The sequence below is a fragment of the Uliginosibacterium sangjuense genome (assembly GCF_059132465.1).
Window position 1 is genome coordinate 316,577 of sequence record NZ_CP101132.1, and the last position, 25,434, is coordinate 342,010.

Annotated in this window: 23 protein-coding genes; 14 read left to right on the forward strand and 9 right to left on the reverse strand. The window is 66.8% G+C overall.

Annotated elements, in window-relative coordinates; all coding sequences use genetic code 11:
- The first annotated feature begins 95 nt into the window (after nt 1-95).
- From NMB43_RS01505 to NMB43_RS01515, 3 genes are all read left to right on the forward strand, one after another.
- The gene (locus tag NMB43_RS01505; protein ID WP_494350390.1) at nt 96-1,160 is read left to right on the forward strand and encodes a class I SAM-dependent methyltransferase; all 1,065 of its coding nucleotides are present in this window, start codon (nt 96-98) and stop codon (nt 1,158-1,160) included.
- Nucleotides 1,161-1,302: 142 nt separating this feature from the next.
- Nucleotides 1,303-2,622 (forward strand): hypothetical protein, encoded by a 1,320-nt coding sequence (locus NMB43_RS01510; RefSeq protein ID WP_494350391.1) that lies wholly within the window; start codon nt 1,303-1,305, stop codon nt 2,620-2,622.
- A 166-nt stretch (nt 2,623-2,788) separates the two neighbouring features.
- Complete coding sequence (locus NMB43_RS01515; RefSeq protein ID WP_494350392.1) at nt 2,789-3,874, forward strand: hypothetical protein; 1,086 nt, start codon at nt 2,789-2,791, stop codon at nt 3,872-3,874.
- An 8-nt stretch (nt 3,875-3,882) separates the two neighbouring features.
- Here the strand turns inward: NMB43_RS01515 and NMB43_RS01520 are convergent, their stop codons facing one another.
- A complete protein-coding gene (locus tag NMB43_RS01520) occupies nt 3,883-4,695 on the reverse strand; it encodes a hypothetical protein (RefSeq protein ID WP_494350393.1) in 813 nt (270 codons plus the stop codon).
- Complete coding sequence (locus NMB43_RS01525) at nt 4,696-4,914, reverse strand: KTSC domain-containing protein (RefSeq protein WP_494350394.1); 219 nt, start codon at nt 4,912-4,914, stop codon at nt 4,696-4,698. It abuts the gene before it with no gap.
- A 191-nt stretch (nt 4,915-5,105) separates the two neighbouring features.
- Here NMB43_RS01525 and ahpC point away from each other — a divergent pair, with 191 nt between their 5' ends.
- From ahpC to NMB43_RS01545, 4 genes are all read left to right on the forward strand, one after another.
- Nucleotides 5,106-5,669: an alkyl hydroperoxide reductase subunit C gene (gene ahpC / locus NMB43_RS01530; RefSeq protein WP_494350395.1), complete on the forward strand. Its 564-nt coding sequence runs from the start codon at nt 5,106-5,108 to the stop codon at nt 5,667-5,669.
- Nucleotides 5,670-5,969: 300 nt separating this feature from the next.
- The gene (gene ahpF, locus NMB43_RS01535) at nt 5,970-7,556 is read left to right on the forward strand and encodes an alkyl hydroperoxide reductase subunit F (RefSeq protein WP_494350396.1); all 1,587 of its coding nucleotides are present in this window, start codon (nt 5,970-5,972) and stop codon (nt 7,554-7,556) included.
- Nucleotides 7,557-7,694: 138 nt separating this feature from the next.
- Nucleotides 7,695-8,363, forward strand: coding sequence for a MarC family protein (locus NMB43_RS01540; protein WP_494350397.1), 669 nt, complete (start codon nt 7,695-7,697; stop codon nt 8,361-8,363).
- A 27-nt stretch (nt 8,364-8,390) separates the two neighbouring features.
- Nucleotides 8,391-9,371: a transglutaminase family protein gene (locus tag NMB43_RS01545; RefSeq protein WP_494350398.1), complete on the forward strand. Its 981-nt coding sequence runs from the start codon at nt 8,391-8,393 to the stop codon at nt 9,369-9,371.
- Between the two features lie 26 nt (nt 9,372-9,397).
- Here the strand turns inward: NMB43_RS01545 and NMB43_RS01550 are convergent, their stop codons facing one another.
- The gene (locus tag NMB43_RS01550; RefSeq protein WP_494350399.1) at nt 9,398-9,586 is read right to left on the reverse strand and encodes a heavy-metal-associated domain-containing protein; all 189 of its coding nucleotides are present in this window, start codon (nt 9,584-9,586) and stop codon (nt 9,398-9,400) included.
- 195 nt (nt 9,587-9,781) lie between these two features.
- Between NMB43_RS01550 and NMB43_RS01555 the strand changes: the two genes are divergently transcribed.
- Genes NMB43_RS01555 through NMB43_RS01580 form a run of 6 tightly spaced genes read left to right on the forward strand, consistent with a single transcriptional unit; the run spans nt 9,782 to nt 15,585 of the window.
- On the forward strand, nt 9,782-10,384 hold the full coding sequence (locus tag NMB43_RS01555; protein ID WP_494350400.1) for a CDP-alcohol phosphatidyltransferase family protein: 603 nt from the start codon (nt 9,782-9,784) through the stop codon (nt 10,382-10,384).
- 44 nt (nt 10,385-10,428) lie between these two features.
- Nucleotides 10,429-12,180: a bifunctional alpha/beta hydrolase/class I SAM-dependent methyltransferase gene (locus NMB43_RS01560; RefSeq protein ID WP_494350401.1), complete on the forward strand. Its 1,752-nt coding sequence runs from the start codon at nt 10,429-10,431 to the stop codon at nt 12,178-12,180.
- Complete coding sequence (locus tag NMB43_RS01565; protein WP_494350402.1) at nt 12,170-13,540, forward strand: dual specificity protein phosphatase family protein; 1,371 nt, start codon at nt 12,170-12,172, stop codon at nt 13,538-13,540. The genes NMB43_RS01560 and NMB43_RS01565 overlap by 11 nt, the downstream gene beginning before the upstream one ends.
- A complete protein-coding gene (locus NMB43_RS01570) occupies nt 13,537-13,977 on the forward strand; it encodes a hypothetical protein (protein ID WP_494350403.1) in 441 nt (146 codons plus the stop codon). Before NMB43_RS01565 ends, NMB43_RS01570 begins: the two co-directional genes overlap by 4 nt.
- Nucleotides 13,970-14,599, forward strand: coding sequence for a lysophospholipid acyltransferase family protein (locus NMB43_RS01575; RefSeq protein ID WP_494350404.1), 630 nt, complete (start codon nt 13,970-13,972; stop codon nt 14,597-14,599). Before NMB43_RS01570 ends, NMB43_RS01575 begins: the two co-directional genes overlap by 8 nt.
- Nucleotides 14,596-15,585 (forward strand): phosphatidate cytidylyltransferase, encoded by a 990-nt coding sequence (locus NMB43_RS01580; RefSeq protein ID WP_494350405.1) that lies wholly within the window; start codon nt 14,596-14,598, stop codon nt 15,583-15,585. Before NMB43_RS01575 ends, NMB43_RS01580 begins: the two co-directional genes overlap by 4 nt.
- 12 nt (nt 15,586-15,597) lie before the next feature.
- On the opposite strand, the gene NMB43_RS01585 is transcribed toward NMB43_RS01580, so the two are convergent.
- The 3 genes from NMB43_RS01585 to NMB43_RS01595 form a co-directional block, all read right to left on the reverse strand.
- Complete coding sequence (locus tag NMB43_RS01585; protein ID WP_494350406.1) at nt 15,598-16,758, reverse strand: radical SAM protein; 1,161 nt, start codon at nt 16,756-16,758, stop codon at nt 15,598-15,600.
- Nucleotides 16,759-16,881: 123 nt separating this feature from the next.
- On the reverse strand, nt 16,882-17,685 hold the full coding sequence (locus NMB43_RS01590; RefSeq protein WP_494350407.1) for an SDR family NAD(P)-dependent oxidoreductase: 804 nt from the start codon (nt 17,683-17,685) through the stop codon (nt 16,882-16,884).
- A gap of 211 nt (nt 17,686-17,896) precedes the next feature.
- Complete coding sequence (locus NMB43_RS01595; protein WP_494350408.1) at nt 17,897-19,099, reverse strand: MFS transporter; 1,203 nt, start codon at nt 19,097-19,099, stop codon at nt 17,897-17,899.
- A 108-nt stretch (nt 19,100-19,207) separates the two neighbouring features.
- Between NMB43_RS01595 and NMB43_RS01600 the strand changes: the two genes are divergently transcribed.
- Complete coding sequence (locus tag NMB43_RS01600) at nt 19,208-20,128, forward strand: LysR family transcriptional regulator (RefSeq protein WP_494350409.1); 921 nt, start codon at nt 19,208-19,210, stop codon at nt 20,126-20,128.
- Between the two features lie 15 nt (nt 20,129-20,143).
- On the opposite strand, the gene NMB43_RS01605 is transcribed toward NMB43_RS01600, so the two are convergent.
- The 3 genes from NMB43_RS01605 to NMB43_RS01615 all read right to left on the reverse strand — a co-directional run bounded on the left by NMB43_RS01605 (nt 20,144) and on the right by NMB43_RS01615 (nt 25,262).
- Nucleotides 20,144-22,825: a bifunctional diguanylate cyclase/phosphodiesterase gene (locus NMB43_RS01605; RefSeq protein ID WP_494350410.1), complete on the reverse strand. Its 2,682-nt coding sequence runs from the start codon at nt 22,823-22,825 to the stop codon at nt 20,144-20,146.
- 150 nt (nt 22,826-22,975) lie between these two features.
- The gene (locus NMB43_RS01610; protein WP_494350411.1) at nt 22,976-23,548 is read right to left on the reverse strand and encodes a lipid-binding SYLF domain-containing protein; all 573 of its coding nucleotides are present in this window, start codon (nt 23,546-23,548) and stop codon (nt 22,976-22,978) included.
- Between the two features lie 103 nt (nt 23,549-23,651).
- Complete coding sequence (locus NMB43_RS01615) at nt 23,652-25,262, reverse strand: methyl-accepting chemotaxis protein (RefSeq protein ID WP_494350412.1); 1,611 nt, start codon at nt 25,260-25,262, stop codon at nt 23,652-23,654.
- Nucleotides 25,263-25,434 lie beyond the last annotated feature (172 nt).

The window sequence follows — 25,434 nt, forward strand, 5'->3', positions numbered from 1 at the left end:
TGGCCGCGCGGCCAAGCATGGCGGTGGCGCGGCAAAGCCGGCGCCGGGGTGGCCGAGCAGCATGGCGCTTCCTTCAAACCCTTTGGGAGCCTCCTATGAACACTTCCTTCGATGAACAGAAGCTCAACGAACTGCTTGGCCGCGCCGTGGTGGATATCGGTGCCGTGTCGATCGCGCCACTGGTCCTGCTGGGCGATCAACTGGGTCTGTACCGCGCGCTCGCCGAGCACGGCCCGCAGAGCTCGGCGCAACTGGCGGCGCACACCGGCACGGTGGAGCGCTATGTGCGCGAATGGCTCAACGCCCAGGCTGCGTCGGGCTATGTCAGCTATCAGGCGGACAGCGGCCACTACCTGCTGAGCCCCGAGCAGGCGCTGGCCTTCGCCGAGGAGGACAGCCCCGCCTTCATCGTCGGCGGCTTCCAGGTTGCGCTCGCCGCCGGCCGCGTCGCCGACAAGCTGGCGCAGGCCTTCCGCAGCGGCGCCGGCATCGGCTGGCATGAGCACGACCATGCCTTGTTCCATGGCGTGGAGCGCTTCTATCGCGCCTCCTACATCGGCAGCCTGGTCAACACCTGGCTGCCGGCACTGGAAGGGGTCGAGGCCCGCCTGCGCGCCGGCGCCACGGTGGCCGACATCGGCTGCGGCCACGGTGCTTCAACGATCCTGATGGCACAGGCCTATCCGCAGGCCTACTTGGTCGGCTTCGATACCCACGAGGCGTCCGTGCTCGAGGCGCGGCGGCGCGCGGCGGCGGCCGGCGTGGCCGAGCGCTGCCGCTTCGAGGTGGCCAGCGCCAAGGACTTCCCCGGGCGCGACTACGACCTCGTCACGGTGTTCGATGCCTTGCATGACATGGGTGACCCGGTCGGCGCCTCGCGCCACGTCTTGCGCAGCCTGGCGCCGGAGGGAGCCTGGATGATCGTCGAACCCTACGCGGGTGATCGCGTGGAGGAGAACCTCAACCCGGTCGGTCGTGCCTACTACGCCGGTTCCACGCTGATCTGCACGCCCTGCTCACTGGCCCAGGAGGGCGGGCTGGCCCTGGGTGCCCAGGCTGGCGAAGCGCGCCTGCGCGAGGTGGTGAGCCGCGCCGGCTTCAGCCGCTTCCGCCGCGCCTTCCACACCCCCTTCAACCTGGTCTTCGAGGCGCGCCGCTGAGGCCTGCGTTCGGTCGAGGCCCCGCGCGGCGCCTGCTGCCGCGGGGCCGGAGGTATCCGCCGGGGCTGCGAGTATGCATAATCGCTGAAACATCAAAATCGCGTGCATACGCGGCAGAAATCAGACCAACTCCGGGGGCATCGTGGGAACCTACAACGTCGAGTTCAGTGGCAAGTTGCTGGCGGGCTTCGACCCGCAGGAAGTGCGCCTGCATGCGGCAACCCGCCTGCGCATGAGCGAGGCACAACTGGACCGCGTGTTCGATGGTCGTCCCATCGTGCTGAAGAAGGCTGTCGATGCCGCCGCCGGCCAGCGCTACCTGGGCGAACTGCATCGCCTGGGCATGGCCTCGCGCCTGGTGGAGCTGGATGCCCAGCCGCCCGCGCAGCCCGTTATGACCTACAAGGTCGTGTTTACCGGCCAGTTGGTCGAAGGCTTCGACAAGGATGCCGTCGCGGTGGCGGCGGCGCGACGTCTCAGCATCGGCCCCGAGCAGGTCACGCGCCTGTTCTCCGGCAAGAAGGTCGTGCTCAAGCGCGGCGTCAGCGAGCGCCTGGGGCGTCGCTACATGGCCGAGCTGGCGGGCATCGGCATGCAGACCGCCCTGGTCGACGAGCAGAGTGCGGCGGTCAGCGTGCCGCCCCAGCCGGCCAGGCCGGTGGCCCCGCCACCCCCCGTGGCGATGGCGCCTGCTGCGTTCGCTCTGCCCGATCCGCAGGCCAAGGTGGCGGGCGCGATCCCTGACCTGGAGGACGTCGGCGGCGAACAGACCCGCATCAACCCGGTCAGCGAGGCCCAATTGGCGGCCCTGACCGCCACCCAGTTCGAGATGCCGCAGCACCTGCTGGCCAGCGGCGAACTGCCGGAGCCCATGGATGACAGCATCGACCATGCCGCGACCCTGCTGGTCGATCCGGCACGCCTGGTCGAGCAGATGAACTACGCGCCGCTGCCGCCGCTGGTTGAACCAGTGGTGGAGAAGCCGGGCGCCCTGGAGACGGACAAGGCCGTGCCCTACCTGCGTTGCGCGCAGTGCAACCACAGCCAGCCGGCAGCGCCACGCTGCCGCCGCTGTGGCGCGGCGCTGGACGGCGAACTGGCGAGCGCCCTGGTGCCGGCCCTGCAGGTGGTGGGGGCGGGCGAAACCGTCGAGCCGCTTGCCCCGGCGCTGGTGCCCCCGGCGGCTGCGCCCGCGCCGGCCGTTCCGCCAGCGCCCCTTGTTGCCGCCGCCCCGGCGGTCGCACCGGGCTTGACGCTGGAGCCGCTGGCCGCCGTCGTGCCGGAGCCGCAGGCAGAGCCGGAGGCCGCGCCCGCGGTGGCACCGGCAGCATCCCTGGCCGAAGCGCTCGCCCGGCCTGTGCCTGCGCCGGTGGGCGACGATCCGGAGGCGGCGCGGCGCAAGAAACTCATGATTGTCGGCGGGGTGGTCCTGCTGGTCCTGCTGATCCTCTTGTTGCGCTGAAACGGCCGCCCCGGCCTTTTTCGTGATGCATTTGACGCCCGTCTAGGCGCCGTTCGACGGACGGCGTGCGCCCGCGCTTCCCCCGGGTATGCCTTTCGGCATAATCCGACCACTTATTTCAGGCACGGCGGGCTGCACCTGCCGGCAGGGTGGGAGGGGTTTGCGCATGTATCGGGTCGTTTTCAAAGGCGGGCTGCTGGCGGGTTTCGAGGCCGAGCAGGTACGCCGTGGCGTGGCGGCACGCCTTCAATTGGGAGAGGCGCAACTGGCGCGCATGTTCTCCGGCCGCAAGATCATCCTGAAGAAAGCGGTGACCGAGGAAGGGGGCCTGCCCTACCTGGACGAACTGCGCCGCCTGGGCCTGGACGCCCGCCTGGAGGTGCTGCCGCAGGAGGCCGAGCCGACCGTGTTGGCCACTTTCCAGGTCGTGTTCTGGGGCAAGCTGTTGCGCGGTTACCAGCGCGAACTGGTGATGCGCGCCGCGACGCGCCGCCTGCGCGTGCCGGCCACGCAGCTCGACCGCATGTTCGGTGGCGGCAAGGTGGTGCTCAAGCGCGGTGTCAGCGCCGATCTGGGGGCGCGCTACGTGACCGAGCTGGCGCGTATCGGCATGCTGGTCGAGCTGGAGGTGGAGACGGTGCCAGTGCCCGAGGTCGGGTCGGCGGCCGCGCAGGCCGCGGCCCGTTCGGAGCCGCTGGCGGACCTGGTGCGGACCCAGCTCGACATGTCGCAGGCAATCCGCACCGCCCTGGTCCAGTCCGACATTCTGGGGCAGCCCGAACCCGAGGCCGAGGAGGGCGTGGTGCCCGACTTCAAGCCCAAGGGAATTGCCGTGCCGGCGATGGATGCCCATGCCGCCACCCCGGCCAGGCCGGCGGTCCACAACGCCCTGCAGGTGAAGTGCCCGCAGTGTGGCCGCCATCAACTGCCCGGCCCGCGTTGCCGTACCTGCGGGCTGGAGATGGGGGCGGCGGCGGCCGCGACGCCGGCCGGGTCGTCTGCCAAGGCGCCGCTCAAGGCCCGCCGTATGGATGCTTCCGCCCTGGGGGCGGTGACCACCCTGATGCAGGGCCTGCGCAAGGCCGTGGCGCCGGCCACGCCGGCCGACCAGGGCGGCGTGCCGACCTGGATGTTCCGGCTGCGCGACAACCTGGCGGCCCAGCAGGCCGAGCCTCAGGGGGTGCAGCGCAAGCACCTGCTGGTTGGCGGTTCGGTCGCCTTCTTCCTGCTGGCCTGGTGGATTCTCGGCTGAGCGAGGGACTACAAGCCGCCCGGCGTGACGAGGTGGATGCGCACGCGGCGCTCAAGTTGCAGGCGCGCCAGGTCGGCGCCAAAGTGTTCCTGTAGCAGGCGCTGCTGGATGCCGCTGCGCTCCGCCTCGCGCAGGGCCTCTTCCAGCAGCGGCTTGAGATGCCGCGCCGCAGGCGAAAGGTAGAACATGAAGTCGCGGTCGTAGACGAGCAGCAGACGCGGCTCCAGCGCCAGCCCGGGGTACTGCCGCAGCTCGGGCAGGACTTCGATGACGCCGCGCGGGAAGTAGTCGATGCCGCGATTGCGCGCCGCCACCATGTTGTACAGCGGGCGCCAGTCCCCCTCCTGCAGGAAGACCGCGAGCCGGTTGGCCTGCCACACCTCGGCATCGAACCAGTCCTTGCCCATGCCCGCCACCAGCTTGCCGGCCTGCAGATCGGCCAGATTCTGCACGCGGGCGTAGCGACCTTCGTCGCCCGGCGGTACCAGCAGCACGCGCTGGGCGATCAGGCCGCCGGTCAGGGCATGGTTCACGCGCGGGTACAGGCTGTCGCGCAGGCTGGTCTGGAGCATCCATTGCAGACTCAACTCGCCGGTCTCCAGCATGCGGTGACGACGGGTCTGCGGAATCTCCGGCAGGCTCACGATGCTCAAGCGATGGCCCTTGGCGGTGAGCGCCGCTTCCAGCAGGCGGTGGTAGTACAGATGGGCGCCAGAGTTGAAGCTGGGCAGGCGCAACTCGATTTCGACGGCCGTGGCCGGCCGCGCCAGGCCCAGCAGGAGGGCGAGGCCAAGGTGGCACAGGGCCCGCCAGGGCCTCACCTACTTCACCCTCCGTGCGCTGAACTCCTCCTCTATCGTGTCCTTGAAATAGCTGGCGGGCGAGCCGCTGGAGAGGAAGCGGCGGGCGATCTCCTCGCCCATGCCGCTGTACTGGACCACCTGGCCGTTGTCGAAGGCGATCTCCAGGATGCGCGCGCTGCGGTCGTAGCCGGCGGATTTGATGCCGCCGCGCCGGATCGGCTTGTGTTCGATGCCCATGTCCCCACCTATGTTGTCTGGCTGCTGCAATGAAGCAAGTCTAGGCTGAGTCATCCCGACTCGGTTGACTGAGGCCGGTAATAGCTGCGGTCAATTGATTGCATGGCAACAATCAATTAGAGCTATTCAGTTGTGCTCTGTAGTATTCATCCCGTTGCTCAACCACTCATCTACTTCACAGGAGAAACGACATGTCCCTGATCAACACCCAAGTCCCCGCGTTCAAGGCCCAGGCTTTCCACAATGGCAAGTTCGTCGAGGTGACCGAGGCTTCCCTGAAGGGCAAGTGGTCCGTGCTGATTTTCATGCCGGCCGCCTTCACCTTCAACTGCCCGACCGAAGTGGAAGATGCCGCCGAACACTACGCCGAGTTCCAGAAGCTGAACACCGAGGTGTACATCGTCACCACCGACACCCATTTCTCGCACAAGGTGTGGCATGAGACCTCGCCGGCCGTGGGCAAGGCCAAGTTCCCGCTGGTGGGCGACCCCACCCACGCGCTGACCAACGCCTTCGGCGTGCACATCCCGGAAGAAGGCCTGGCCCTGCGCGGCACCTTCGTGGTGAACCCGGACGGCGTGATCAAGACCCTGGAAATCCACTCCAACGAGATCGCCCGCGACGTCAAGGAAACCCTGCGCAAGCTGAAGGCCGCCCAGTACACCGCCGCCCACCCGGGTGAAGTGTGCCCGGCCAAGTGGAACGACGGTGCCAAGACCATCGCCCCGTCCCTGGATCTGGTCGGCAAGATCTGATTGCCGGCCCGTCAGCCTACTGCGCGGGCCGATCTCGAAACTCCAGTGCTCAGCGTACAAGTCGTACGCTTCCGCTCCTCGTTTCGACCTCGGCCCGCTCGCGACGGCTGCCGGATCAGCAATGGCTCGGCAAGAGCTATAAGCATTTAAAACAAGCAGTACCCCCACCCCCACAGCGAAACCCCACGGGGTCTCGCTGAAAGCGCCCGGCGCCGGACGCTTTCAACGAGATCCCGAGAATCTCCCCCTATATCGCCCCGCCGCCACAAGTGACGGGCCGGAACACGAAAGGACATCATCATGCTGGACGCAGGTATCAAGGAACAACTGGCTGCCTATCTGCAGCGCGTGACGCAGCCCTTCGAGATCGTTGCTTCGCTCGACGATTCTGCCTCTGCCCGCGAGATGCTGGAGCTGCTGCAGGAGATCGAGTCGATGAGCGACAAGATCAGCCTGCGCACCGATGGTCAGGATGCGCGCCGGCCCTCCTTCTCCCTGCAGCGTGTCGGCTCGCAGAGCAGCCTGCGCTTCGCCGCGATCCCGCTGGGCCACGAGTTCACCTCGCTGGTGCTGGCCCTGCTGTGGACCGGCGGCCATCCGCCCAAGGTGGAGCCGGAGGTGATCGAGCAGATCCAGGCGCTCGACGGCGACTTCAATTTCGAGGTCTACATGTCGCTGACCTGCCACAACTGCCCGGACGTGGTGCAGGCCCTGAGCCTGATGGCGATCTACAACCCCAAGGTGAAGACCGTCGTGATCGACGGCGGCCTGTTCCAGGACGAGGTGAAGGCGCGCGACATCATGGCGGTGCCCAGCGTGTATCTGAATGGTGAGCACTTCAACTCTGGACGTATCACCGTTGAGGAGCTGGTGGCCAAGCTGGACACTGGCGCCGCTGCACGCGACGCAGCCAAGTTGACGGCACGCGAGCCCTTCGATGTGCTGATCGTCGGCGGTGGCCCGGCCGGCGCTGCGGCGGCCGTGTATGCGGCACGCAAGGGTATCCGCACCGGCGTGGCGGCCGAGCGTTTCGGTGGCCAGGTCAACGACACGCTGGCGATCGAGAACTTCGTCTCCGTGATGGAGACCGAGGGGCCCAAGTTCGCCGCCGCGCTGGAGTCGCATGTGCGCGCCTATGACGTCGACATTATGAACCTGCAGCGTGCAAAGAAGCTCGTGCCGCCCAGCGAGCCGGGCGCTTACGTCAGCATCGAGCTGGAGAACGGCGGCGTGCTGAAGAGCCGTAGCGTCATCCTGTCCACCGGCGCGCGCTGGCGCAATGTGAACGTGCCCGGCGAGCAGGAGTACAAGAACAAGGGCGTGGCCTATTGCCCGCACTGCGATGGCCCGTTGTTCAAGGGCAAGCGCGTGGCGGTGATCGGCGGCGGCAACTCCGGTGTCGAGGCGGCCATCGACCTGGCCGGCATCGTGGCGCATGTGACCCTGCTGGAGTTCGGCGAGCAACTGCGCGCCGACGCGGTGTTGGTCGCCAAGCTGAAGAGCCTGCCCAATGTGACGATCCACACCATGGCGCAGACCACCGAGCTGACCGGTGACGGCACCAAGCTCAACGGCATCACCTTCACCGACCGGACCAGTGGTGAGTCGAAGCATGTGGAACTGGAAGGCGTGTTCGTGCAGATCGGCCTGGTGCCCAACACCGAGTGGATCAAGGGCACGGTGGAGCTGTCGAAGCACGGCGAGATCATCGTCGACGCCAAGGGCCAGACCAATGTGCCGGGCGTGTTCGCTGCCGGTGATGTGACGACCGTGCCTTACAAGCAGATCATCATCGCCACCGGCGAAGGTGCGAAGGCGGCGCTGTCGGCCTTCGACTACCTGATCCGTACCCCAGCACCAGCAGAGAAGAACGCCGTGACGGCCTGATCGTCGGCGACAACAAGTTGAGAACGGCCGGGCCTGTCCCGGCCGTTTTCTTTCGGCATGCCCTCTTTCCCGCCGTCGGGCGCAGCGCTACAGTGCCACAGCATGCCAGCCGGGCATGCCGCGCCTGTCGGAGCATTCATGCGGTATCTGCTGGACTTCCTGCAATGGGCCCTGTTGGTGCCCCTGACCTTGTTGCCCATCATCAACCCGCTGGGCAGCGCCCCCATCTTCGTCGCCATGACCGGCGGCAACGCCGAGCTGGCGCGACGCATGGCGCGCCAGATTGCGCTCAATGCGTGGTTCATCATCACGCTCTCGATGCTGGTCGGCACTTATGTGCTGGACCTGTTTGGCATCTCGCTGCCCATCGTGCGCCTGGGCGGTGGCCTGCTGGTTGCAGTGACGGGCTGGCGCCTGCTGCACTCCGGTGTACAGGACGAGGTACACAGCGCGGTCGCCGACAGCGCCGGTGAGGTGTCGGAGGCCGAGGTGGTGCAGCGCAGCTTCTTCCCGCTGAGCTTTCCGCTGACCACCGGGCCGGGCTCGATCGCCGCCTCGATCGCACTGGGCACTAAGTTTCCCTCGACGCCCGCGCTGTATCTGACCGGCGTGGCGGTGGCCATGTGTGGCGCCGCGATCACCGCCGCCGTCGTGTTCTTCAGCTATCGCTACGCACCGCCCTTGCTGCAGCGCCTGGGCAAGATCGGCACCATGGTCATGATGCGCCTGGTGGCCTTCATCCTGCTGTGCATCGGCATCGAGATGATGTGGGCGGGCTGGGCCGATCTGAATCATCTGCCCCGCTGAGCGCGGGCGAAACGAAGGGAGTTGGAGATGTCGGTATTCCTCGAAGTCGAGCACCTCACGACCTATCGTTACCACAAGCCAGTGGAGTTCTCGCCCCATCGCGTGATGTTCCGGCCGCGCGCGGCGCATGACATCCGGGTGCTTTCGGCAAGCCTGGAGGTTGAGCCACATCACCGGCAATATTGGGTGCACGACGTGTTCTCCAATTCCGTCGCCGTGGTGGAGCCCCTGGTGCCGGCGGAACGCCTGGCGCTGCGCTCGCGCTTCGTGATCGAGCATTTCGGGGTACAGAACCTGGAGCTGCCGCTGGCGCCGGAGGCCGAGCACTACCCCTTCCAGTACGCCGACGAGGACCGCCTGGACCTGGCCAACTTCCTGCCGCCGCAGTACCCGGAGGATCAGCCCCTGGTACGCGAGTGGTTGACCCAGTTCCTACCACAGCGCGGCACGATCCACACGCGCGACATCCTCGGCAACCTCAACGCGGCCATCCGCAGCGATTTCAAGTACCAGTCGCGTGATGCCATGGGCACCCAGCGCCCCGCCGAAACCCTGGCGCTCAAGCAAGGCACCTGTCGCGACTTCGCGCTGCTGATGATGGAATGCGCACGCAACCTGGGGCTGGCCGCACGCTTCGTCTCCGGCTACCTCTACGACAAGGCGCTCGACACGCCGCTCGCGCCACCGGTGCGTAACACGGCGCTGCAGCAGGGCGTGCGCCAGGTCGAAAGCCGCGACGAGCCGGTCGTGCTGGGGGCTGGCGCCACGCACGCCTGGTTGCACGTCTATCTGCCGGGTGCCGGCTGGGTGCCCTACGATCCCACCAACACCCTGGTGGGCGGCTGCGACCTCATTCGCGTCGCCTACACGCGCAAGCCGGAGCAGGCCGCCCCTGTGTCGGGCTCCTGGTTCGGCGCGGCGCAGGACTTCGCCGGCATGGACGTGCAGGTCAGCGTGCGCCGCGTCGAGGCACCCGAGTCCCCGGCGCAGGACGGCATGGCGGAGTAACAGGCCGCTGCTCCGTCCCAGTGCGCTCAGTCTGGCGTGTAGCCAGCGGCAATCAGGGCCTGGCGGATGGCTTCCCGGTCCTCCGCGCTGCTGACCTCCACGCGATGCGACGGCAGGTCGATACGCACGCTGCTGTCGGGGTCCAGCTCACGGATGGCGCGGGTGATGACGCTGGCGCAGTGCCCGCATGTCATGTCGTTGACGATGAATTCCATTCCAACTCTCCTGTTTGTGTTCATGGAGCGTCGAGCGTGGAGCTTCCCCTTGTAGGAGGGTCAAGCAGGATGTGAAGCTGCGGTGGCCGGCATGACGCAGCGCTGGCTTGCCCACCTGTACGTTGTGAAATGTCGGGCGCTGCTGGACACTGCCCGCGACACTAAATGAGGGTGGCGCATGTTCGGCGCCCTGACATGAGCATCTACGCACTCAAACCGAAGTTCCAGTCCCTGCTGCGCCCACTTGTTCGCGTCCTGCATCGCGCGGGCGCCACCGCCAACCAGGTCACCCTGCTGGCCTGCCTGATCTCGGTCGCGCTGGGCCTCGCCCTGAGCGTGCGGCCGCAGCCCGCGTTGTTCCTGTGGATTCCCGTGTGGATGTTCCTGCGGATGGCCTTCAATGCCATCGACGGCATGCTGGCGCGTGAGTTCGGGCAGAAGTCGGCACTCGGCGCCTACCTCAACGAGCTGACCGATGTGATCTCGGATGCCTGTCTCTACCTGCCCTTTGCGTTCCTGCCGCACTTTGCGCCGCTGTGGGTCGGGGTGTTCATCGCGCTCTCCATCGTGGTCGAGATGACCGGCGTGGTCGGCCTCATGGTCGGTGCTTCGCGCCGCTATGACGGCCCCTTCGGAAAGAGCGACCGGGCTTTCGCGATCGGTGCACTGGCACTGGCCGTGGCACTGGGTCTGCCACCGCAAGGCTGGCAGGCGGCCGTCTTTCCGCTGTTGGCCGCGCTGTGTGGCCTCACCATCTGGCGTCGCGTGCAGCAAGGTCTGCGCGAGGCGCAAGGCTGAGTTCCTTTCTTTCGGACAGGCACCCTGGGTGCCATGGAGTGTGCATGAGTCGACCTATCGTTGAAGCACAGTTCGTAACCAGTGATGGCGAGTCGCTCTTCTACCGCCATTGGCCCGCACAGAGCGGCACGCCACGCGGCGTGATCGTGCTGTTCCACCGTGGGCACGAGCATTCGGCACGCATGGCGCATGTCGTCGATGAACTGGACCTGCCCGACTTCGCGTTCTACGCTTGGGACGCACGCGGTCATGGCCGCTCTCCCGGCCCGCGCGGATTCAGCCCCAGCTTCGGTCGCTCGGTGCGCGATGTGGATGAGTTCGTGCGCTTCGCCGCGCAACACAGCGGGGTCGCGCTGAGTGATGTCGGTGTCATTGCGCAGAGCGTGGGCGCGGTGCTGGTCAGCACCTGGGTGCATGACTACGCGCCGGACATCCGCTGCATGTCGCTTGCCTCGCCCGCCTTCAAGGTCAAGCTCTACGTGCCGTTTGCCGTGCCGGGCCTGGCGCTGATGCACAAGCTGCGCGGCAACTTCTTCGTCAACTCCTACGTCAAGGCGAAGTTCCTCACCCACGACCCGGCGCGCATCGCGTCCTACAACAGCGATCCGCTGATCACGCGGCCGATCTCGGTCAACATCCTGCTCGCGCTGTACCAGGCCGCCGAGCGTGTGGTGTCGGATGCCGGCGCCATCCACGTGCCGACGCAATTGCTGATCTCCGGCGCCGACTGGGTGGTGCATCACGGCCCGCAGCATGCCTTCTTCGACGGATTGGGCAGCAAGATCAAGGAGCGCCACGTGCTGGATGGCTTCTTCCACGACACCCTGGGCGAGAAGGACCGTCATCTGGCGATCGCCAAGCTGCGCAGCTTCCTGCTCGCGCGCTTTGCCGAGGCGCCGCAACGCCCCGATCTGCTGGACGCGCATCGCAGCGGCTACAGCTACGACGAGTACAAGCGCCTGGAGCAGCCCTTGCCGATGTGGAGCTCCAAGCGCTGGATGTTCGGCCTGACTCGCTTGTCGATGGCCACGCTGGGCCGTCTGTCCGAAGGCGTGCGCCTGGGTTGGTCGACCGGCTTCGATTCGGGCAGCACGCTGGACTATGTGTATCGCAACGAAGCGCGGGGCCTCGGGCTGTTCGGCAGATTGTTCGACCGCAACTACCTCGATGCCATCGGCTGGCGCGGCATCCGCCAGCGCAAGCGGCATGTCGAGCAGTTGTTGCAGCAGGCCATCGCGGCGTTGCGTGAGGCGGGGCAGTCGGTGCATGTGCTCGACATCGCGGCCGGGCACGGGCGCTACATCCTCGAAGGCATCGCCCAGTTGCCGCAGCAGCCAGACTCGGTTTTGCTGCGCGACTACAGCCCGCTCAACGTGGAGCAGGGGCGCGCACTGATCGCGGCCAAGGGGCTGCAGGGCGTGGCGCGCTTCGTGGAGGGCAATGCCTTCGATCGTGCTTCACTGTCCTCGCTCCAGCCCCGCCCGACAGTGGCCGTGGTCTCAGGCTTGTACGAACTGTTCCCCGACAATGCCCTTCTGCGCGAATCGCTCGCCGGTCTGGCGGACGCGGTGCTACCGGGAGGCTATCTCCTCTACACCGGCCAGCCCTGGCATCCTCAGTTGGAGTTCATCGCGCGGGTGCTGTCCAGCCACCGCGATGGCAAGCCCTGGGTGATGCGCCGGCGGGTGCAGGCCGAGATGGATCAGCTCGTCACCGCCGCTGGCTTCCGCAAGCTGCAGACGCTGGCGGATGAGTGGGGCATCTTCACCGTGTCGATCGCGCAACGTGCGGGCTGAGTCCGCACCCGACGCCCCGGGCGCGCCACCTCGCCCCTGGGGCTGGGCCTGTGTGTGGGGCCTCGCGCTGGGGCTGCTGTTCTTCACCAGCTACAACAGCGTCAACAGCTTCACCGCACAGCGGGACGATGTGAGCAGCTATGTGTTCGGCTGGGAACGGCATATTCCGTTCCTGGCCTGGACCATCCTGCCGTACTGGTCGATCGACTTCCTCTACGGCATCGCGCTGTTCGCCTCGCGCAGCAAGGCCGAGCTGTTCGTACTGGGCAAGCGCCTGCTGGCGGCGCAGGCCATCTGCATCGCCGGCTTCCTGCTGTGGCCGCTGCGCTTCACCTTCGACAAGCCCGATACGAGCGGTCTGTTCGGCGCCTTGTTCGATGCGCTGGCCAACTTCGACCTGCCCTACAACCAGGCGCCGTCCTTGCACATCTGCCTGCTGGTTGTGCTGTGGCGGCACTATGCGAGCCTGCTCGCAGCGCCTCACTGGCGTGCGCTGCTGCATGGGTGGTTTGCGCTGATTGCGGTGTCGGTGCTCACCACCTGGCAGCATCACAGCATCGATCTGTTCATCGGTTTCTGGGCCGGCGCCTGCTGTCTCCTGCTGGTGCCGGATGCCGACTTCCCATCGCGCCCCGCATGGCGCTGGCGCGGGCAGGACGCCACGCGCCGCTGGCTGGCCCTGTGCTATCTCGGCGCTGCGCTGTTCGCTGGCGTGCTGGGCTACGCCCTGTTCCCCTCCCTGAGTGCCTGGCTGGCCTACTGGCTCGCCGGCGCGCTGGCCTGGGTCGGGGCGATCTACCTGTGCGGCGAGGCCGGCCATTTCGCCAAGCGCGCTGGCCGCCTGCCCTGGCGTAGCTGGATGGTGCTGGGGCCTTATCTGGTCGCAGCGCGTATCAACGTCTGGTGGTGGACGCGCCGCCTGCCTGCGGGGGCCGCCGTACTGGACGACGTGTTCCTCGGCCGCCAGCCGACGGCTGAGCACCTCGATGCACATGGCATCCGCAGCGTGGTCGACTTGTGTGCCGAGCTGCCTCAACCAGGGCAGGCCCTCGGCTACCAGGCGCAGCCCTGGCTGGACCTGCTACCGCCTTCGCCCGCGTCTTTGCAGCGGGTGGCCGCGCACATCGAGGCGGCCCACCAGGCGGCGCGCGCGCACCAGGGCGCGGTGTGGGTGTGCTGTGCCCTGGGCTTCTCGCGCAGCGCCGCTGCCGTGGCCGCCTGGCTGATCTGCCATCGTGGTCACAGCCTGGAGGCTGCGGTGGCGCGCGTCCGCACTGCGCGGCCGGCGGTGGTACTGTCAGCGGCGACGCTGCAGAATCTGGCGCAGCTTGGTCCACGCACAGCCACCCTGTCCGCATGAACGCCGATCAGCAACTCGCCGAACTCACCGTCGCCTTCCTGCGCAGCAGCCGTGGGTTGCAGGGTTTCGGCTGGCTGCTGTGCGCCCTGGCCGGATGGGGTCTGCTGGGCGCCGAGTCCGGCCAGCCCGGGCTGGCCAGCCTGTTGTTCGGTCTGGGTCTGGCTGGCGGTTTCGCGCTGGCCTGGCAAGGCTTGCGCATCCATTTCGATATCGTCGCGTTCGAACAGTTGGCGAGGCAGTATGCCGCGGCGCCCGGCGCCGAGCCGCTGCCCGCCTTCGACGCGGCACTGGCGCGCCTGGGCCTGCGCGCGGGCGTCGATGCGCGCGCACTGACGCAACGCGCCGCCGCGACACGCAGGCTGGTCACGCGCCTGGGCTTGATCGTCGGGGTGGAGTTTGTGCTGCTGTTGGCCGCCTGGGGGGCTCGCCATGTTTGATCGTCTGCTGGCGCGCGGCGTCGGCCTTTTCCTGATCGGCCTGGCCCGTCTGCTCACCGGCGCCTATGCCAATTGGGTCGGGTGCCGACCGCAGCCCAGTCAGCGGCTGTACTTCGCCAACCACTCCAGTCACCTCGATTTCCTGCTGCTGTGGGGCCTGTTGCCGCCCGCGCTGCGTTACCGCACGAGGCCGGTGGCTGGCGCCGACTACTGGAACGCCACGCCGCTGCGGCGCTACCTGATCCACCACGTGTTCCGTGGCGTGCTGGTCGAGCGCGGCGGGCGCGAGGCCGGCGGCGATCCGCTGGCGCCCCTGCAGGCGGCCCTGGATGCCGGTGACTCGCTGATCTTCTTCCCCGAGGGGACGCGCTCGCTTGGCGACGAGATGCTGCCCTTCAAGAGCGGCCTGTATCACCTGGCGCGCGCCAACCCTGCGCTGGAGCTGGTGCCGGTACGCATGGAAAACCTCAACCGCGTGATGCCCAAGGGCGAGCTGCTGCCGGTTCCGCTGGTATGCATCCTCACCTTCGGTACACCGATCGCCCTGGGGGCGGAGGAGCCGAAGGCGGACTTCCTCACGCGTGCCCGCCAAACCATCCTCGACCTGCGAAGCCGATCATGAGCCTGAGCGCCAGCCTGCCCGTCATTTCTGCCAATGTGCCCGAGGCGGCCCGCGTGCCGACGCTGACCTTGTTCATGGGCATCGGCGCCGTGCTGGTGTTCGCCAGCCTCATCGGCGCGCTGCTGCGCTGGCGCCTGGGCGCCGGAAACTCGGTCGTTGCCAACCTGAATGCGCGCATCAATGCCTGGTGGGTGATGGTGGCGGTGATCGGGCTCGCACTGCTGGGTGGGCGTACCGGCGTGGTGCTGCTGTTCGGCCTGGTGTCCTTCTTCGCGCTGCGCGAGTTCATCACCCTCAGCCACACGCGGCGTGGCGATCACCTTGCGCTGCTGGCCTGTTTCTTCCTCTTCCTGCCGCTGCAGTACCTGTTCGTGTGGTACGACTGGTACGGCATGTTCTCGATCTTTGTGCCGGTGTATGCCTTCCTGCTGATGCCCTTCCTGGCCTGCCTGGGGCATGACACGACGAACTTCCTGGCGCGCGCGACGCAGACGCAGTGGGGGCTGATGATCTGCGTGTATGCGATCTCGCATGTGCCGGCCCTGCTGGCGCTGAAGATTCCCGGCTTCGAGGATCGCAACCTGCTGCTGGTGGTGTTCCTGATCCTCGTCGTGCAGTCCAGCGATGTGCTGCAGTACGTGTGGGGCAAGCTGCTCGGTCGCTACAAGATCGCGCCCAACGTGTCGCCGTCCAAGACCGTGGAAGGCTTCGTCGGTGGCATCGCCAGCGCCACCGCGCTGGGCGCGGCGCTGTGGTGGATCACGCCCTTCACGCCCTTGGCGGCGGCCGGCATGGCGCTGGCCATCACGCTGATGGGTTTCGCCGGCGGCCTGGTGATGTCGGCCATCAAGCGCGACCGCGGCGTCAAGGACTGGGGCCAGATGATCGAGGGCCATGGCGGCATGCTCGACCGTCTGGACTCGGTGTGCTTCTCCGCGCCGGTGTTCTTCCACCTGACGCGCTTCTTCTACGAGCGTGTGGGCTGAGCCGCCCGAGCCTCAGGGCATGATCTCGACATAGTCGTAGACCTCGCTGTCGGTGATCTGGCGGCGCAGTGGCAGGGGCAGTCGGGCGAACCAGGCTTGCGGATCGTGGCGGTCGATGGCTTCGCCCAGGTGGCGTACGAGCTCGCAGATCGGGTCGGTGACCTGTTCGCGCCATTCAGGATCTTTGCGCACATAGCCGAGGTACAGGTTCTTCATGCAGTTGCCACGGCACCAGCTATGCGCCGCGCAGCCATGACAGGGCATGTCGGCGGTGGGCTGCAGCGGGCTGTCGCGCAGCCAGTTGTCGCCGATGTCGCCCATCTGCATCTCGGGCAGGTGCATCAGATCGGGGCAGGCGTAGATGCGCCCATCCGGCATCACGTTGAGCAAGTGGCTGGAGGCGCGGCACTGCGTGCGGCCGGCGTAGCGCGCGGCCGCCACGGCAGGGGCGAGCTTGTTGCGCACGATGCCCATCAGCGGGATCACCGGGTATAGCGCATCACTGTGGGCGAAGAAGCGCTCGACCAGTTGATCGAGCACCGCCTTGCGCCGCGCCAGCGACTCGCCACGGTAGGCGTCCCCGGCGACGAACTGGAAGTAGAGATAATCGAAACTCGTGGCCAGCTCGTCGATCTCTTCGAAACAGATCGCATCGGATGACCACGTCATTCTCGCGGTCACGCTGCCGCCGAGCTGGTCGTGCACCTTGGCGAGATTCTTGCGGATCTGCCTGTAGATGCCGCGCCCGCGATAGCCATCGGTCGTCGCTTCGCCGCCATCAATGGAGACCAGGATGTTGGACAGCCGCTGCAACACCCAGGCCGGCAGGTCGTCGAGCAGCGTGCCATTGGTCTGCAGTTGGAAACGGAACTGCGGATAGCGCCGCATCACCGCTTCCATGAAGGGGCGATTCAGCGTCGGCTCGCCACCATAGAAGGTGACGTAGACATCCTTGCCCGCGAGATGGGTGTCGACGAAGCGATCCAGCGCGGCCAGCTCGTAACTCACATTGCCCAGCGAACCGAGCACCTCGCCTTCGCTGATCGAGCAGTAGGTGCACTTGAGGTTGCACTTGAGCGTGGTCAGCAGTTGCAGTTCCACCCGCTCGCTGGTGAGGCGTTCGCTGGCGCGCGGCAAATGGCTGCGCTGCTGCAGGGGGAGGGTAACAGACATGTTCAGACTTCCTCGACAGGTTCAGGGGATGCAGATGCAAAACGACCGGCGCGTGGCCGGTCGCGGATTGTCGGTGGTCGAGGAGGCCGCTGCTTGGATTGCGGTCAACAACGGGTGGTGTGCTCAGCAGTGTTCCCAGAACCGCTCATTCCAGGGACGTACGTCGAGTTCGCTTGTCCAGGCGCTGCGTGGTTGCCGGTGCAGCATATGCACGAGGCTGGCCAGGTGGCCCGGGTCGGTCTGTGGTCCGCCATCCTCACGGGCCTGACCCTCGTGGATGTCGGCGTCGATCACGAGATGGACGACATGAATCCCCTTGGGCCATAACTCGCGCGCCAGGACCTGAGCCAACGCGCGCTGTCCGAATTTACCGACGGCCAGGTTGAGGTGGCCTTCACGGCCAATCAAGGCAGAGGTAGACCCGGTCAGCAGGATGGTGCCTTGCTGCAGGGGTGCCATGTGCCGAGCCGCCTCGCGCGCGACAAGAAAGGAACCCACGCAGTTCAGTCGCCATCCTTCTTCGAATGCAGGTAGCTCGATCTCGCTGGCCAGTCCCGGGCCAAAGCTCTGCAACGCGCAGACCACCAGATGAGGCGTGCCGTGCAAAGCCTTCACACGCGAGAACAGTTCGCGGACTGAATCTTCCCTCGTAGCGTCGCATGGCAAGGCGCAGGCACGATGGCCTGCCTGGGAAATCTCCTCGACCAGTGTGTCGAGTCGGTGTGCGTTGCGGGCAGCCATGACGACCAGCATCCCGGCCTTGGCAAGATGCCGTGCAAGCGCCTCGCCATAGCCAGGGCCCACACCCACGATCAGGGCGATCTCGGGCGGGGATGCGGCATCCGTCTGCGCGGGGCAACGCACTTTAGGCGATGTGAGATCGGCACACTGACCAGCTCGGTGACACGCACTCTGAATCAGTGGCACGCGTCGCTCCAACTTGAATACCACCGATACGGGTCCCAGATGTACATGCCGCCAACGCTTCAAGCCCCTCCAGATTCGTCCTAGCATGATGTCTCCTCGCATATCGGGACCATAAGATCTCTGTGCGGGAAACCCAGCTTATGTTTTTCTATATTCAGCCTAGCTTGAAGATTGAGCCTTGACGAAAGTGTTGCCCGTTTGAGTGTCTGTCTCAGGCACGCCGAGGCCACAGCCGCACCAGGAGCGCCACCAGTGCCGCCGCGCCAGCCAGCAGGCTCACCCCACGCCAGCCGCCGGCCTCCAGCGCCAGGCTGCCCAATGCCGAGCCACTGGCCATGCCAATGAACATGGCGCCGATCAGCAGTGCGTTGAGACGGCTGCGCGCCGGGGGTTCGAGGCCGTAGATGATGCTCTGGTGTGCGATCAGGGCGGCCTGTACGCCGAGGTCGAACAGCAGCGTGCCAGCGATCAGCAGCCACAGATTGTCCGGCGCCAGGAAGAAGCCGGCGAAGCTCGTGAAGACCAGCAGGGCGCCGACGCGGGTGACCAGTTCGGGACCCTTGCGGTCCGAGATACCGCCGGCGATGGGGGCGGCCAGGGCGCCGATCGCGCCGGCCAGGCCAAACGCTCCGGCCACGGAAGCACCGTAACCGAAGGGTGGCTGCGCCAGCATCACGGCCAGGGTGGACCAGAAGGCGCTGAAAGCCGCACTGAGGAAGCCCTGGGCCAGTGCGGCGCGGCGCAGGCCGGCATGGCTGCGCCACAAGCTCAGCAGTGAGCCGAGCAGGGCCGCATAGGGCAAGTCGGTGGTCGGCGCGAAGCGCGGCAGGCGGCGTGCCGCGACCAGCCCCAAGGCCGCGATGGACAGCGCGGCAAGGCCGAACATGGCGCGCCAGCCAAACCACTGCGTGATGCTGCCGCTGACCACGCGTGACAACAGGATGCCCAGCAGCAGGCCGGTCATGACGCTACCGACGATCTTGCCGCGTCGCGCCTCTGGCGCCAGCGCGGCGGCGGCCGGTACGCAGTCCTGAGCCAGCGAGGCGGCGACGCCGATGGCCACGCTGAGCGCGCACAGTTGCCACAGTGACTGCGCGCAGGCCATGGCGAGTAAGGCCAGGCTCAACAGCACGGTCTTGCCGAGGATGATCTGGCGACGGTCATAGCGATCACCGAAAGGTGCCAGCAGCAGAATGCCTAGTGCATAACCGATCTGGGTCAGTGTCGGGATACGGCCGATCGCCGAGGTGCTGGCGCCGAACTCGCGGGCGAGGGTGTTGAGCATGGGCTGGTTGTAGTACAGCGAGGCGGCGCCGAGACCGGCACCGGCGGCAAGCAGGAAGACCAGGCCGGCATCGAGTGTAGGCGGGGCTTCGGACGCGGCCTGATCGGCCGTGATGGCGGGGTTGTTCATGTTGTGTGCTCCGGGAAGGGGAAGGTCGGGAGGAGGTGGGCGCAGTGTGCCGCCGACGCCAATGCCACGGTAGGCGCATGAAATGCAGAACTGTTATACATTCTGTGCATGAAGAAGAGTGCCGACCGGCTGACTCTCATGCAGACCTTCATCCGCATCGTCGAGGCGGGCAGCCTGTCCGCCGCGGCCGCGCAGATGAACGCAACCCAGCCGACGGTGAGCCGTCGCCTGCAGGCTCTGGAGCGCTCGCTCGGTCTGCAACTGGTGCTGCGCTCTACGCATGCCATGAAACTCACCGAGGCCGGTACGCGCTACTACGCGCGGGCCAAGGAGTTGATCGAGGCGTGGAGCGAATTCGAATCGGACCTACGGGGGGCGGTTGACGAGCCGCAGGGTACCTTGCGCGTGGTGGTGCCCCATGCCTTTGGTCAGCACCAGTTGGTGGAGCCACTGGCTGAGTACCTGGCGCGCCATCCGAAAGTGGCGGTGGAGTGGCTGTTGCATGACACACCACCCGACTTCATCGGGGAAGGTATCGATTGTGCGATCCGCGTCGGTGGCGAAGCGGACCCGCTGGCCGTGGTGGTACGCATCGCCGAAGTGTCGCGCATCTTGGTTGCCGCGCCGTCCCTGCTGGCCGGGCGCAAGTTGCCGCGCAAGCCGGCCGCGCTGGCCGAACTGCCGTGGGTGGCGCTGCAACCCTACTATCGCAACGAGATCACGCTGTTCAACCCGCGCGGCGAGGAACAGACGCTGGAGCTCGCGCCGCGTGTCACCACCGATTCGCTGTACGCGCTGCGCAGTGCCGCACTGCGCGGCGTCGGCGTGGCGGCAGCATCGGCCTGGGTGGTGCAGGAAGACCTGGCGGCCGGGCGCTTGTTGCATTTGGTGCCGGACTGGCAGGCCGCGTCGCTGCCGGTGTACCTGGTCTATCCGTATGCGCCGTTCTACCCAGCCAAACTGCGCGCCTTCGTCGAGGTGATGCGTCGCGCTACACGCGAGCTGCCGTGGCGCGGCGCTCAGCCCTGAGGCCGCGGCATCAGATCAGGACGGTTGCTGCGGTTCCAGGTGGGCGCGCAGCCAGGCCTCGAAGTCCGCGGCGGGCATCGGGCGGCCGAACAGGTAGCCCTGGCCGAGGCGGCACCCAAGCTCGCGCAGGAAGTCCCACTGTGCCTGTGTTTCGATGCCTTCGGCGATGACTTCAAGCGCCATCGTGCGGCACAGCGTGATGACGGCCTCGCAGATCGCCTTGTCGTGCTGGTCGTGGAGGATGTCGTCGGTGAAGGAGCGGTCGATCTTGATCTGCGAGAGCGGCAGGCGCTTGAGATAGGCCATGGAGGAGAAGCCGGTGCCGAAGTCGTCGAGCGACAGGCGGATGCCGAACCGAGCAAGCTGTTGCATGCGCTCGATGACCGTGTCGATGTTGCTGATGAAAAGGCTCTCGGTCAGTTCCAGTTTGAGGAGCGTGGGGGCGACGCCGTAGTACTCGACCAGTTCGCAGACCTCGGAGGCGAAGGTGGGGTGGGCGAACTGGCGTGCGCTGACGTTGACGGCCAAGGTGAGGTCATGCGTGGCGGGTGAGGCCTGCCAGTCTGCCAGGCGACGACAGGCCTCGGCCATGACCCAGTGGCCGATGGGTGAGATCAGGCCCGACTCCTCGGCCAGCGGGATGAAGTTCGCTGGCGACACCATGCCCAGTTGCGGGCTGTTCCAGCGGATCAGGGCCTCGGCACCGATGCAGCGGCCCGTGTGGCCCACCTGCGGCTGGTAGCACAGCAGGAACTCCTCATTGACCAGGGCGTGGCGCAGGGCCGCTTCCAGCGCGCTGCGCGCCTCGGTGGCGGCCTGCGTCGCAGGGTCGAAGAAACGCACCGCGTTGCGCCCCGCACCCTTGGCTTGGTACATCGAGGTGTCGGCACGCTTGAGCAAATCCTCCACGCTGAACGCCTGGCCAAGGAAGAGTGAGACGCCGATGCTGACCGTGGTTTGGGCCCGCCGGCCGTCCAGGTCGTAGCTTGCGTCCAGCGCGTCGACGATCTTGCGGGCGACCTGCATTGCCTGGCTGGCCGCCTCGTCGTGCTGCGCGTCGAGCTGTTCCAGGATCACTACGAACTCGTCACCGCCCAGGCGGGCGACGACATCTTCCTCACGCACGATCGAGCGCAGGCGTTGGGCCACCTGCTGCAGCAGGAGGTCACCGCATTGATGGCCGAGCGTGTCATTGACGGCTTTGAAGTGATCGAGGTCGAGGAACAGCAGGGCGCCGTACTTGCCGCTGCGCTGGCTGGCCGCCAGGCTCTGGCGCAGACGTCCCATGAACATGCGCCGGTTGGGCAAGCGGGTCAGCAGGTCCGAATAGGCCAGTTGCTCCACCTGGGCCCGGGCGAGCTGGCGTTCGGTGATGTCGCGTGCCAGCATGATCAGGCGGCTGCGCGCTGGGTCTCCGTCCGCAGTGCGGGCGATCGATAGTTCGTACCAGCGTTGCGTGGCTTCGCGCGTCAAAGCGATTTCCGTGCCGCGGGACACCCCATGCGCAAGCGCCTGTTCCAGCGCCTCTCGCAGGCTGGCGGCGGTGTCTTGCGGAAACAGCTCTTCCAACCCTCGGCCGAGCGGCGAGGGGCCCGGCGGCAGCCAGCCGGTATCCTGAGTGCCCATCACGCGCAGGCAACGCCCATCCGCACTCAGCTCCAGCAAGGCATCGGGGATCGCGGTGATCACCGCCTCCAGCTCGCGATGCGCCTGGGCGCCGGCCTCCAGCGACTGCACCCGCAGCTCGCTCCGCCAGCGGCGCTTGAGATTGAGGCCGAATGCGATACTCAGGATGCATAGCAGACCGAAGGCGGCCACGCCAGCGGCCAGCTCGTGGTACCACGGACGCAGATAGTCGCTGGTGCCGATGCCGCTGATCACGTAAGTGTCATAGCCGCCGACGCGGCGCAATGTCAGCATGCGGCTGACGCCGTCCACCGGGCTATGGCTTTCATAGTTGGCCTGGCGCAGTCGCGCCTCCACCGCGCGGACTGTGAAGGGCGCGTTCAGCACGACGACCTTGTCCGGGCTGGCGTCGGGCGGTCTGGGGTAGCGCACCAGCACGCGTCTTTGCAGATCGATCAGGGTCACCACGCCCTGTGTGCCCACGCGCACAGACGAGAAGTACTCCTCCAGGCGGGGTACGGCGGTATGGATGGATACCGTGCCGGCGAAGTGCCCGTCCGGTGTCAGCAGGCTGCGGGTGACGGGAAGGATCAGGTCTCCGGTCAGGCGTGAGACGACGGGCGGGCTGATGATCAGGCCGCGCTCGGTGAGCGCGCGGCGGAAGTGTTCGCGGCCGGCCACGTTGTGTAGCTGGCGCCGATCCACATCGTCACCATAGATCACCGTGCCATCCACGTCCGTTCCCCGGATGGCAGTGGCATTGGGTACCCGCAGGCGCAAGCTGCGCAGAAGCTGGTTGAAGCTCTCCGCCTGGAAGTTGCCCTCGCGGTGGCGGGCGGTGAACTCGTCGCTCGCGCTGAGCAAGGCCAAATCCATGGCCTGGAAATGCGCCGCGAGGAAGGTTTCGATGCTCTGCGCCAGGCTCTGCGAGATCGCCGTGGCGCTGCTGTCGTAGTGCTGACGGCTCTGGATCAGCACGTATGTGAGCAGGGTGGCGACGGACAGCAGCAAGCCGCCGATCCACAGGAAGACCGACTGCTGCAGCGAACCCAGGGAACGCCTGCCTTTCAATACCACATGCCCTCCTGATGACAACCGGGAGTACGGAGGGCCGTCCGACGAACTTATTTATGCAGAATGAATGGTTGGACGGCTCAAGCAACTACGCCTTCCGGCGTGTGTGCTTGAGCCATCCTGCCCGAAGGGGCAGGGCAGCACGCCCTAGTTGATCTCGTCGTTCTTCCACACCTTGGTGCCGGCGACGGCTCCGCCGGCCTGCACCCCGGCATCGGTCAGGGTGTAGACCTTGCCGCCGGTGAATTCGCCCGCGCCCGCGCCGGCATTGATCTTTTCCTTGCCGGCGCCTGCCCCGGCCGAGGCGCTGGCGCCGGCCTCCCAGCCACTGTCGATGAAGCGCTGGATGGCGGTCGCGTCCTTGAAGACGAACAGGTAGCGGGTGCGTGACACGCCGACCTGCAGGCCGGCGCTGGCCTGGGCGATGGACATGAAGGTGTCTTTGCCGCTCTTGCTGTCATGGGCCAGGCCTTCGCCACCGGCGCCGCCCACGATCAGGCTGCCACCGTAGGTCTTGAAGACCGCGTAGCCGGCCGCCTTCTGCACCTCGCCCTTGAGCTTGGCGTCGGCCTTGTAGAACTCCTGCAGGGTCTCGCTGACGCCTTTGCGGATGTCGGCGCGTTTCTTTTCGATCTTGGCGTCGGCGGCCCAGGCGCTGCCGGCCAGCCCGAGGCTGAGGGCGATCATGGAGCAAGCGAGGAAATGACGGCGTGATGACATGGCAGGCCTCCTGGAAACAGGATGTGGGACTGCCACTGTACGCCGCCTTTGCCTGAGTGTGCGCGCACGCGGCCGGCGGCTGCCGGCCGGTCACCCCGTCGCTCTACACGCGATAGCGTTCGACCCCGCCGCGCAGGCTGGCCGCCAGGCGCTCCAACTCCTGCGTGCTGCGCGCAGCCTGGTCGGCCGCGTGGCGGTTGTCGTCGGCCATGCGCGAGATGAGTTCCACCTTCTGGGCCAGGCTCTGCGCTGTCTCGCCCTGCGCTTGCAAGGCGTCGGAGATGTCGCTGACCACGGTGACGGCTTCGCCGGCCTGGTTGCCGATCTGTCCGATCACCTCGGTCGCGCGCGCGGCGCGCTGCACGCCGCTCTCCACCCGCTCGATGGTGACGTGCATGCCCACCACGGCTTGTTCCACGCTGTTGCGCATGGCGCCGATGGTCTGCGCGATGTCGGCGGTGGACTGCGCGGTGCGTTCGGCCAGCTTGCGTACCTCGTCGGCCACCACCGCGAAGCCGCGTCCCTGCTCGCCGGCGCGCGCCGCCTCGATGGCGGCGTTGAGGGCCAACAGATTGGTCTGCTCGGCGACCTCGCGGATCACGTTGATCACGCCGTCGATGCGCTGGGTCTGCCCCTCCAGCTCCTGCAGGCGCTGTTCGGCGATGCGCGCGGTCTCGGCGATGGCGTGGATGTCTTCCACCGTGCTGCCGATGACTACCCCGCCCTCCTGCGCCAGCTTGCCGGAGGCGGTGGACACGCGGCTCGCGTCGCGTGCCTGCTCGCCCACGTGCTGGATGCTTACGCTCATCTCTTCCATGCCGGCCGCCATGGCCTGCACCGCGTCGCCCTGCTGCTCCGACGACTGGCTCACCTCGTGCGCCGTGCCGGCCAGCGTGCCGGCTAGCCCGGCCAATGCCAGCGCACCTTCGCGCGTGCCGCGGATGCTTGTCTGCAGCGTGTCGAGCAGCTTGTCGAAAGCGGCGCCCGCCTGGCCCACCTCGTCGCTGCCGCGGATTCCGCTGCGGCGTGTGAAGTCCAGTTGCGATTCGATCGCCACCAAGGTGTTGCGCAGCTTGTCGAGTGCCCGCACGATGCCCTGGCTCACGCGCCAGCCGGCCAGGCCCAGCCCGACCGCGAAGACCACGGTGAGTACGGCGGTCAGCAACAGGGCCGAGCCGAAGGCGGCGTCGCCGCGCTCGTGCGCCGCCTCGGCCAGTTTCATGTTGTAGGCGGTATGGGCGGCGAAGGCTTTGGTCACGGCTTCCGCCAGCGGTACCGCGTCGGCCATGGTGTCGCGTGCATCGGCGTTGAGCGAGTCGCGGTTGTATTTCACCGCCTGGTCCAGCTTGGCAAGGTAGGCCGTCACTGCCTTGCGGTCGGCCTCGAACAGAGTCTTGTCTTCCTCACCCGCCAGCAGGCTGGCATAGCGTTCGAGTGCTTGGTCCAGCGCCTTGCGCGGCGCGGTCACGTCGCGCAGCAAGGCCTCGTTGTCCTGCGGACGGGTGTTCAGGATGTAGCGATAGGCCGCGCTCTGCGCCTGCTCGAAGGACTGCGCCGCTATCCCGAGGCTGACCACATGTGGCACGGTCTCGTCACTCAGGGACTCCAGGCTGTCGTTGAGGCGCCACAACTGGCTGACCCCCAGCGCACCGGACAGCACCATCGCCAGCACTCCCAGCAGGACGATGCCTGCCATCTTCTTCGCGATACTCATCGATCCTCTCCCAGCTTGAACCATGGCCGGCCGCTGCGTGCTGCGTTGCGCAAAACACAGACCGGGAAACTGGCTTATCGGCCGGCGAGGGGGCTTACTTTGGGCTGGATAAAGGGTATACGCCTACGACTTTGGTTTGGATCAAAGTGGGCCCGGTGGGGGCGCTGCCGCC

What these genes read in the sequence shown, in the direction of transcription:
- NMB43_RS01540 (WP_494350397.1), top strand. Translation starts at nt 7,695, where the DNA reads ATGCGGTATCTGCTGGACTTCCTGCAATGGGCCCTGTTGGTGCCCCTG.
- NMB43_RS01595 (WP_494350408.1), bottom strand. Translation starts at nt 19,099, where the DNA reads ATGAACAACCCCGCCATCACGGCCGATCAGGCCGCGTCCGAAGCCCCG.
- NMB43_RS01560 (WP_494350401.1), top strand. Translation starts at nt 10,429, where the DNA reads ATGAGTCGACCTATCGTTGAAGCACAGTTCGTAACCAGTGATGGCGAG.
- NMB43_RS01525 (WP_494350394.1), bottom strand. Translation starts at nt 4,914, where the DNA reads ATGGGCATCGAACACAAGCCGATCCGGCGCGGCGGCATCAAATCCGCC.
- NMB43_RS01610 (WP_494350411.1), bottom strand. Translation starts at nt 23,548, where the DNA reads ATGTCATCACGCCGTCATTTCCTCGCTTGCTCCATGATCGCCCTCAGC.
- NMB43_RS01555 (WP_494350400.1), top strand. Translation starts at nt 9,782, where the DNA reads ATGAGCATCTACGCACTCAAACCGAAGTTCCAGTCCCTGCTGCGCCCA.
- NMB43_RS01580 (WP_494350405.1), top strand. Translation starts at nt 14,596, where the DNA reads ATGAGCCTGAGCGCCAGCCTGCCCGTCATTTCTGCCAATGTGCCCGAG.
- ahpC (WP_494350395.1), top strand. Translation starts at nt 5,106, where the DNA reads ATGTCCCTGATCAACACCCAAGTCCCCGCGTTCAAGGCCCAGGCTTTC.
- NMB43_RS01615 (WP_494350412.1), bottom strand. Translation starts at nt 25,262, where the DNA reads ATGAGTATCGCGAAGAAGATGGCAGGCATCGTCCTGCTGGGAGTGCTG.
- NMB43_RS01505 (WP_494350390.1), top strand. Translation starts at nt 96, where the DNA reads ATGAACACTTCCTTCGATGAACAGAAGCTCAACGAACTGCTTGGCCGC.
- NMB43_RS01575 (WP_494350404.1), top strand. Translation starts at nt 13,970, where the DNA reads ATGTTTGATCGTCTGCTGGCGCGCGGCGTCGGCCTTTTCCTGATCGGC.
- NMB43_RS01600 (WP_494350409.1), top strand. Translation starts at nt 19,208, where the DNA reads ATGAAGAAGAGTGCCGACCGGCTGACTCTCATGCAGACCTTCATCCGC.
- NMB43_RS01570 (WP_494350403.1), top strand. Translation starts at nt 13,537, where the DNA reads ATGAACGCCGATCAGCAACTCGCCGAACTCACCGTCGCCTTCCTGCGC.
- NMB43_RS01545 (WP_494350398.1), top strand. Translation starts at nt 8,391, where the DNA reads ATGTCGGTATTCCTCGAAGTCGAGCACCTCACGACCTATCGTTACCAC.
- NMB43_RS01550 (WP_494350399.1), bottom strand. Translation starts at nt 9,586, where the DNA reads ATGGAATTCATCGTCAACGACATGACATGCGGGCACTGCGCCAGCGTC.
- NMB43_RS01515 (WP_494350392.1), top strand. Translation starts at nt 2,789, where the DNA reads ATGTATCGGGTCGTTTTCAAAGGCGGGCTGCTGGCGGGTTTCGAGGCC.
- NMB43_RS01585 (WP_494350406.1), bottom strand. Translation starts at nt 16,758, where the DNA reads ATGTCTGTTACCCTCCCCCTGCAGCAGCGCAGCCATTTGCCGCGCGCC.
- ahpF (WP_494350396.1), top strand. Translation starts at nt 5,970, where the DNA reads ATGCTGGACGCAGGTATCAAGGAACAACTGGCTGCCTATCTGCAGCGC.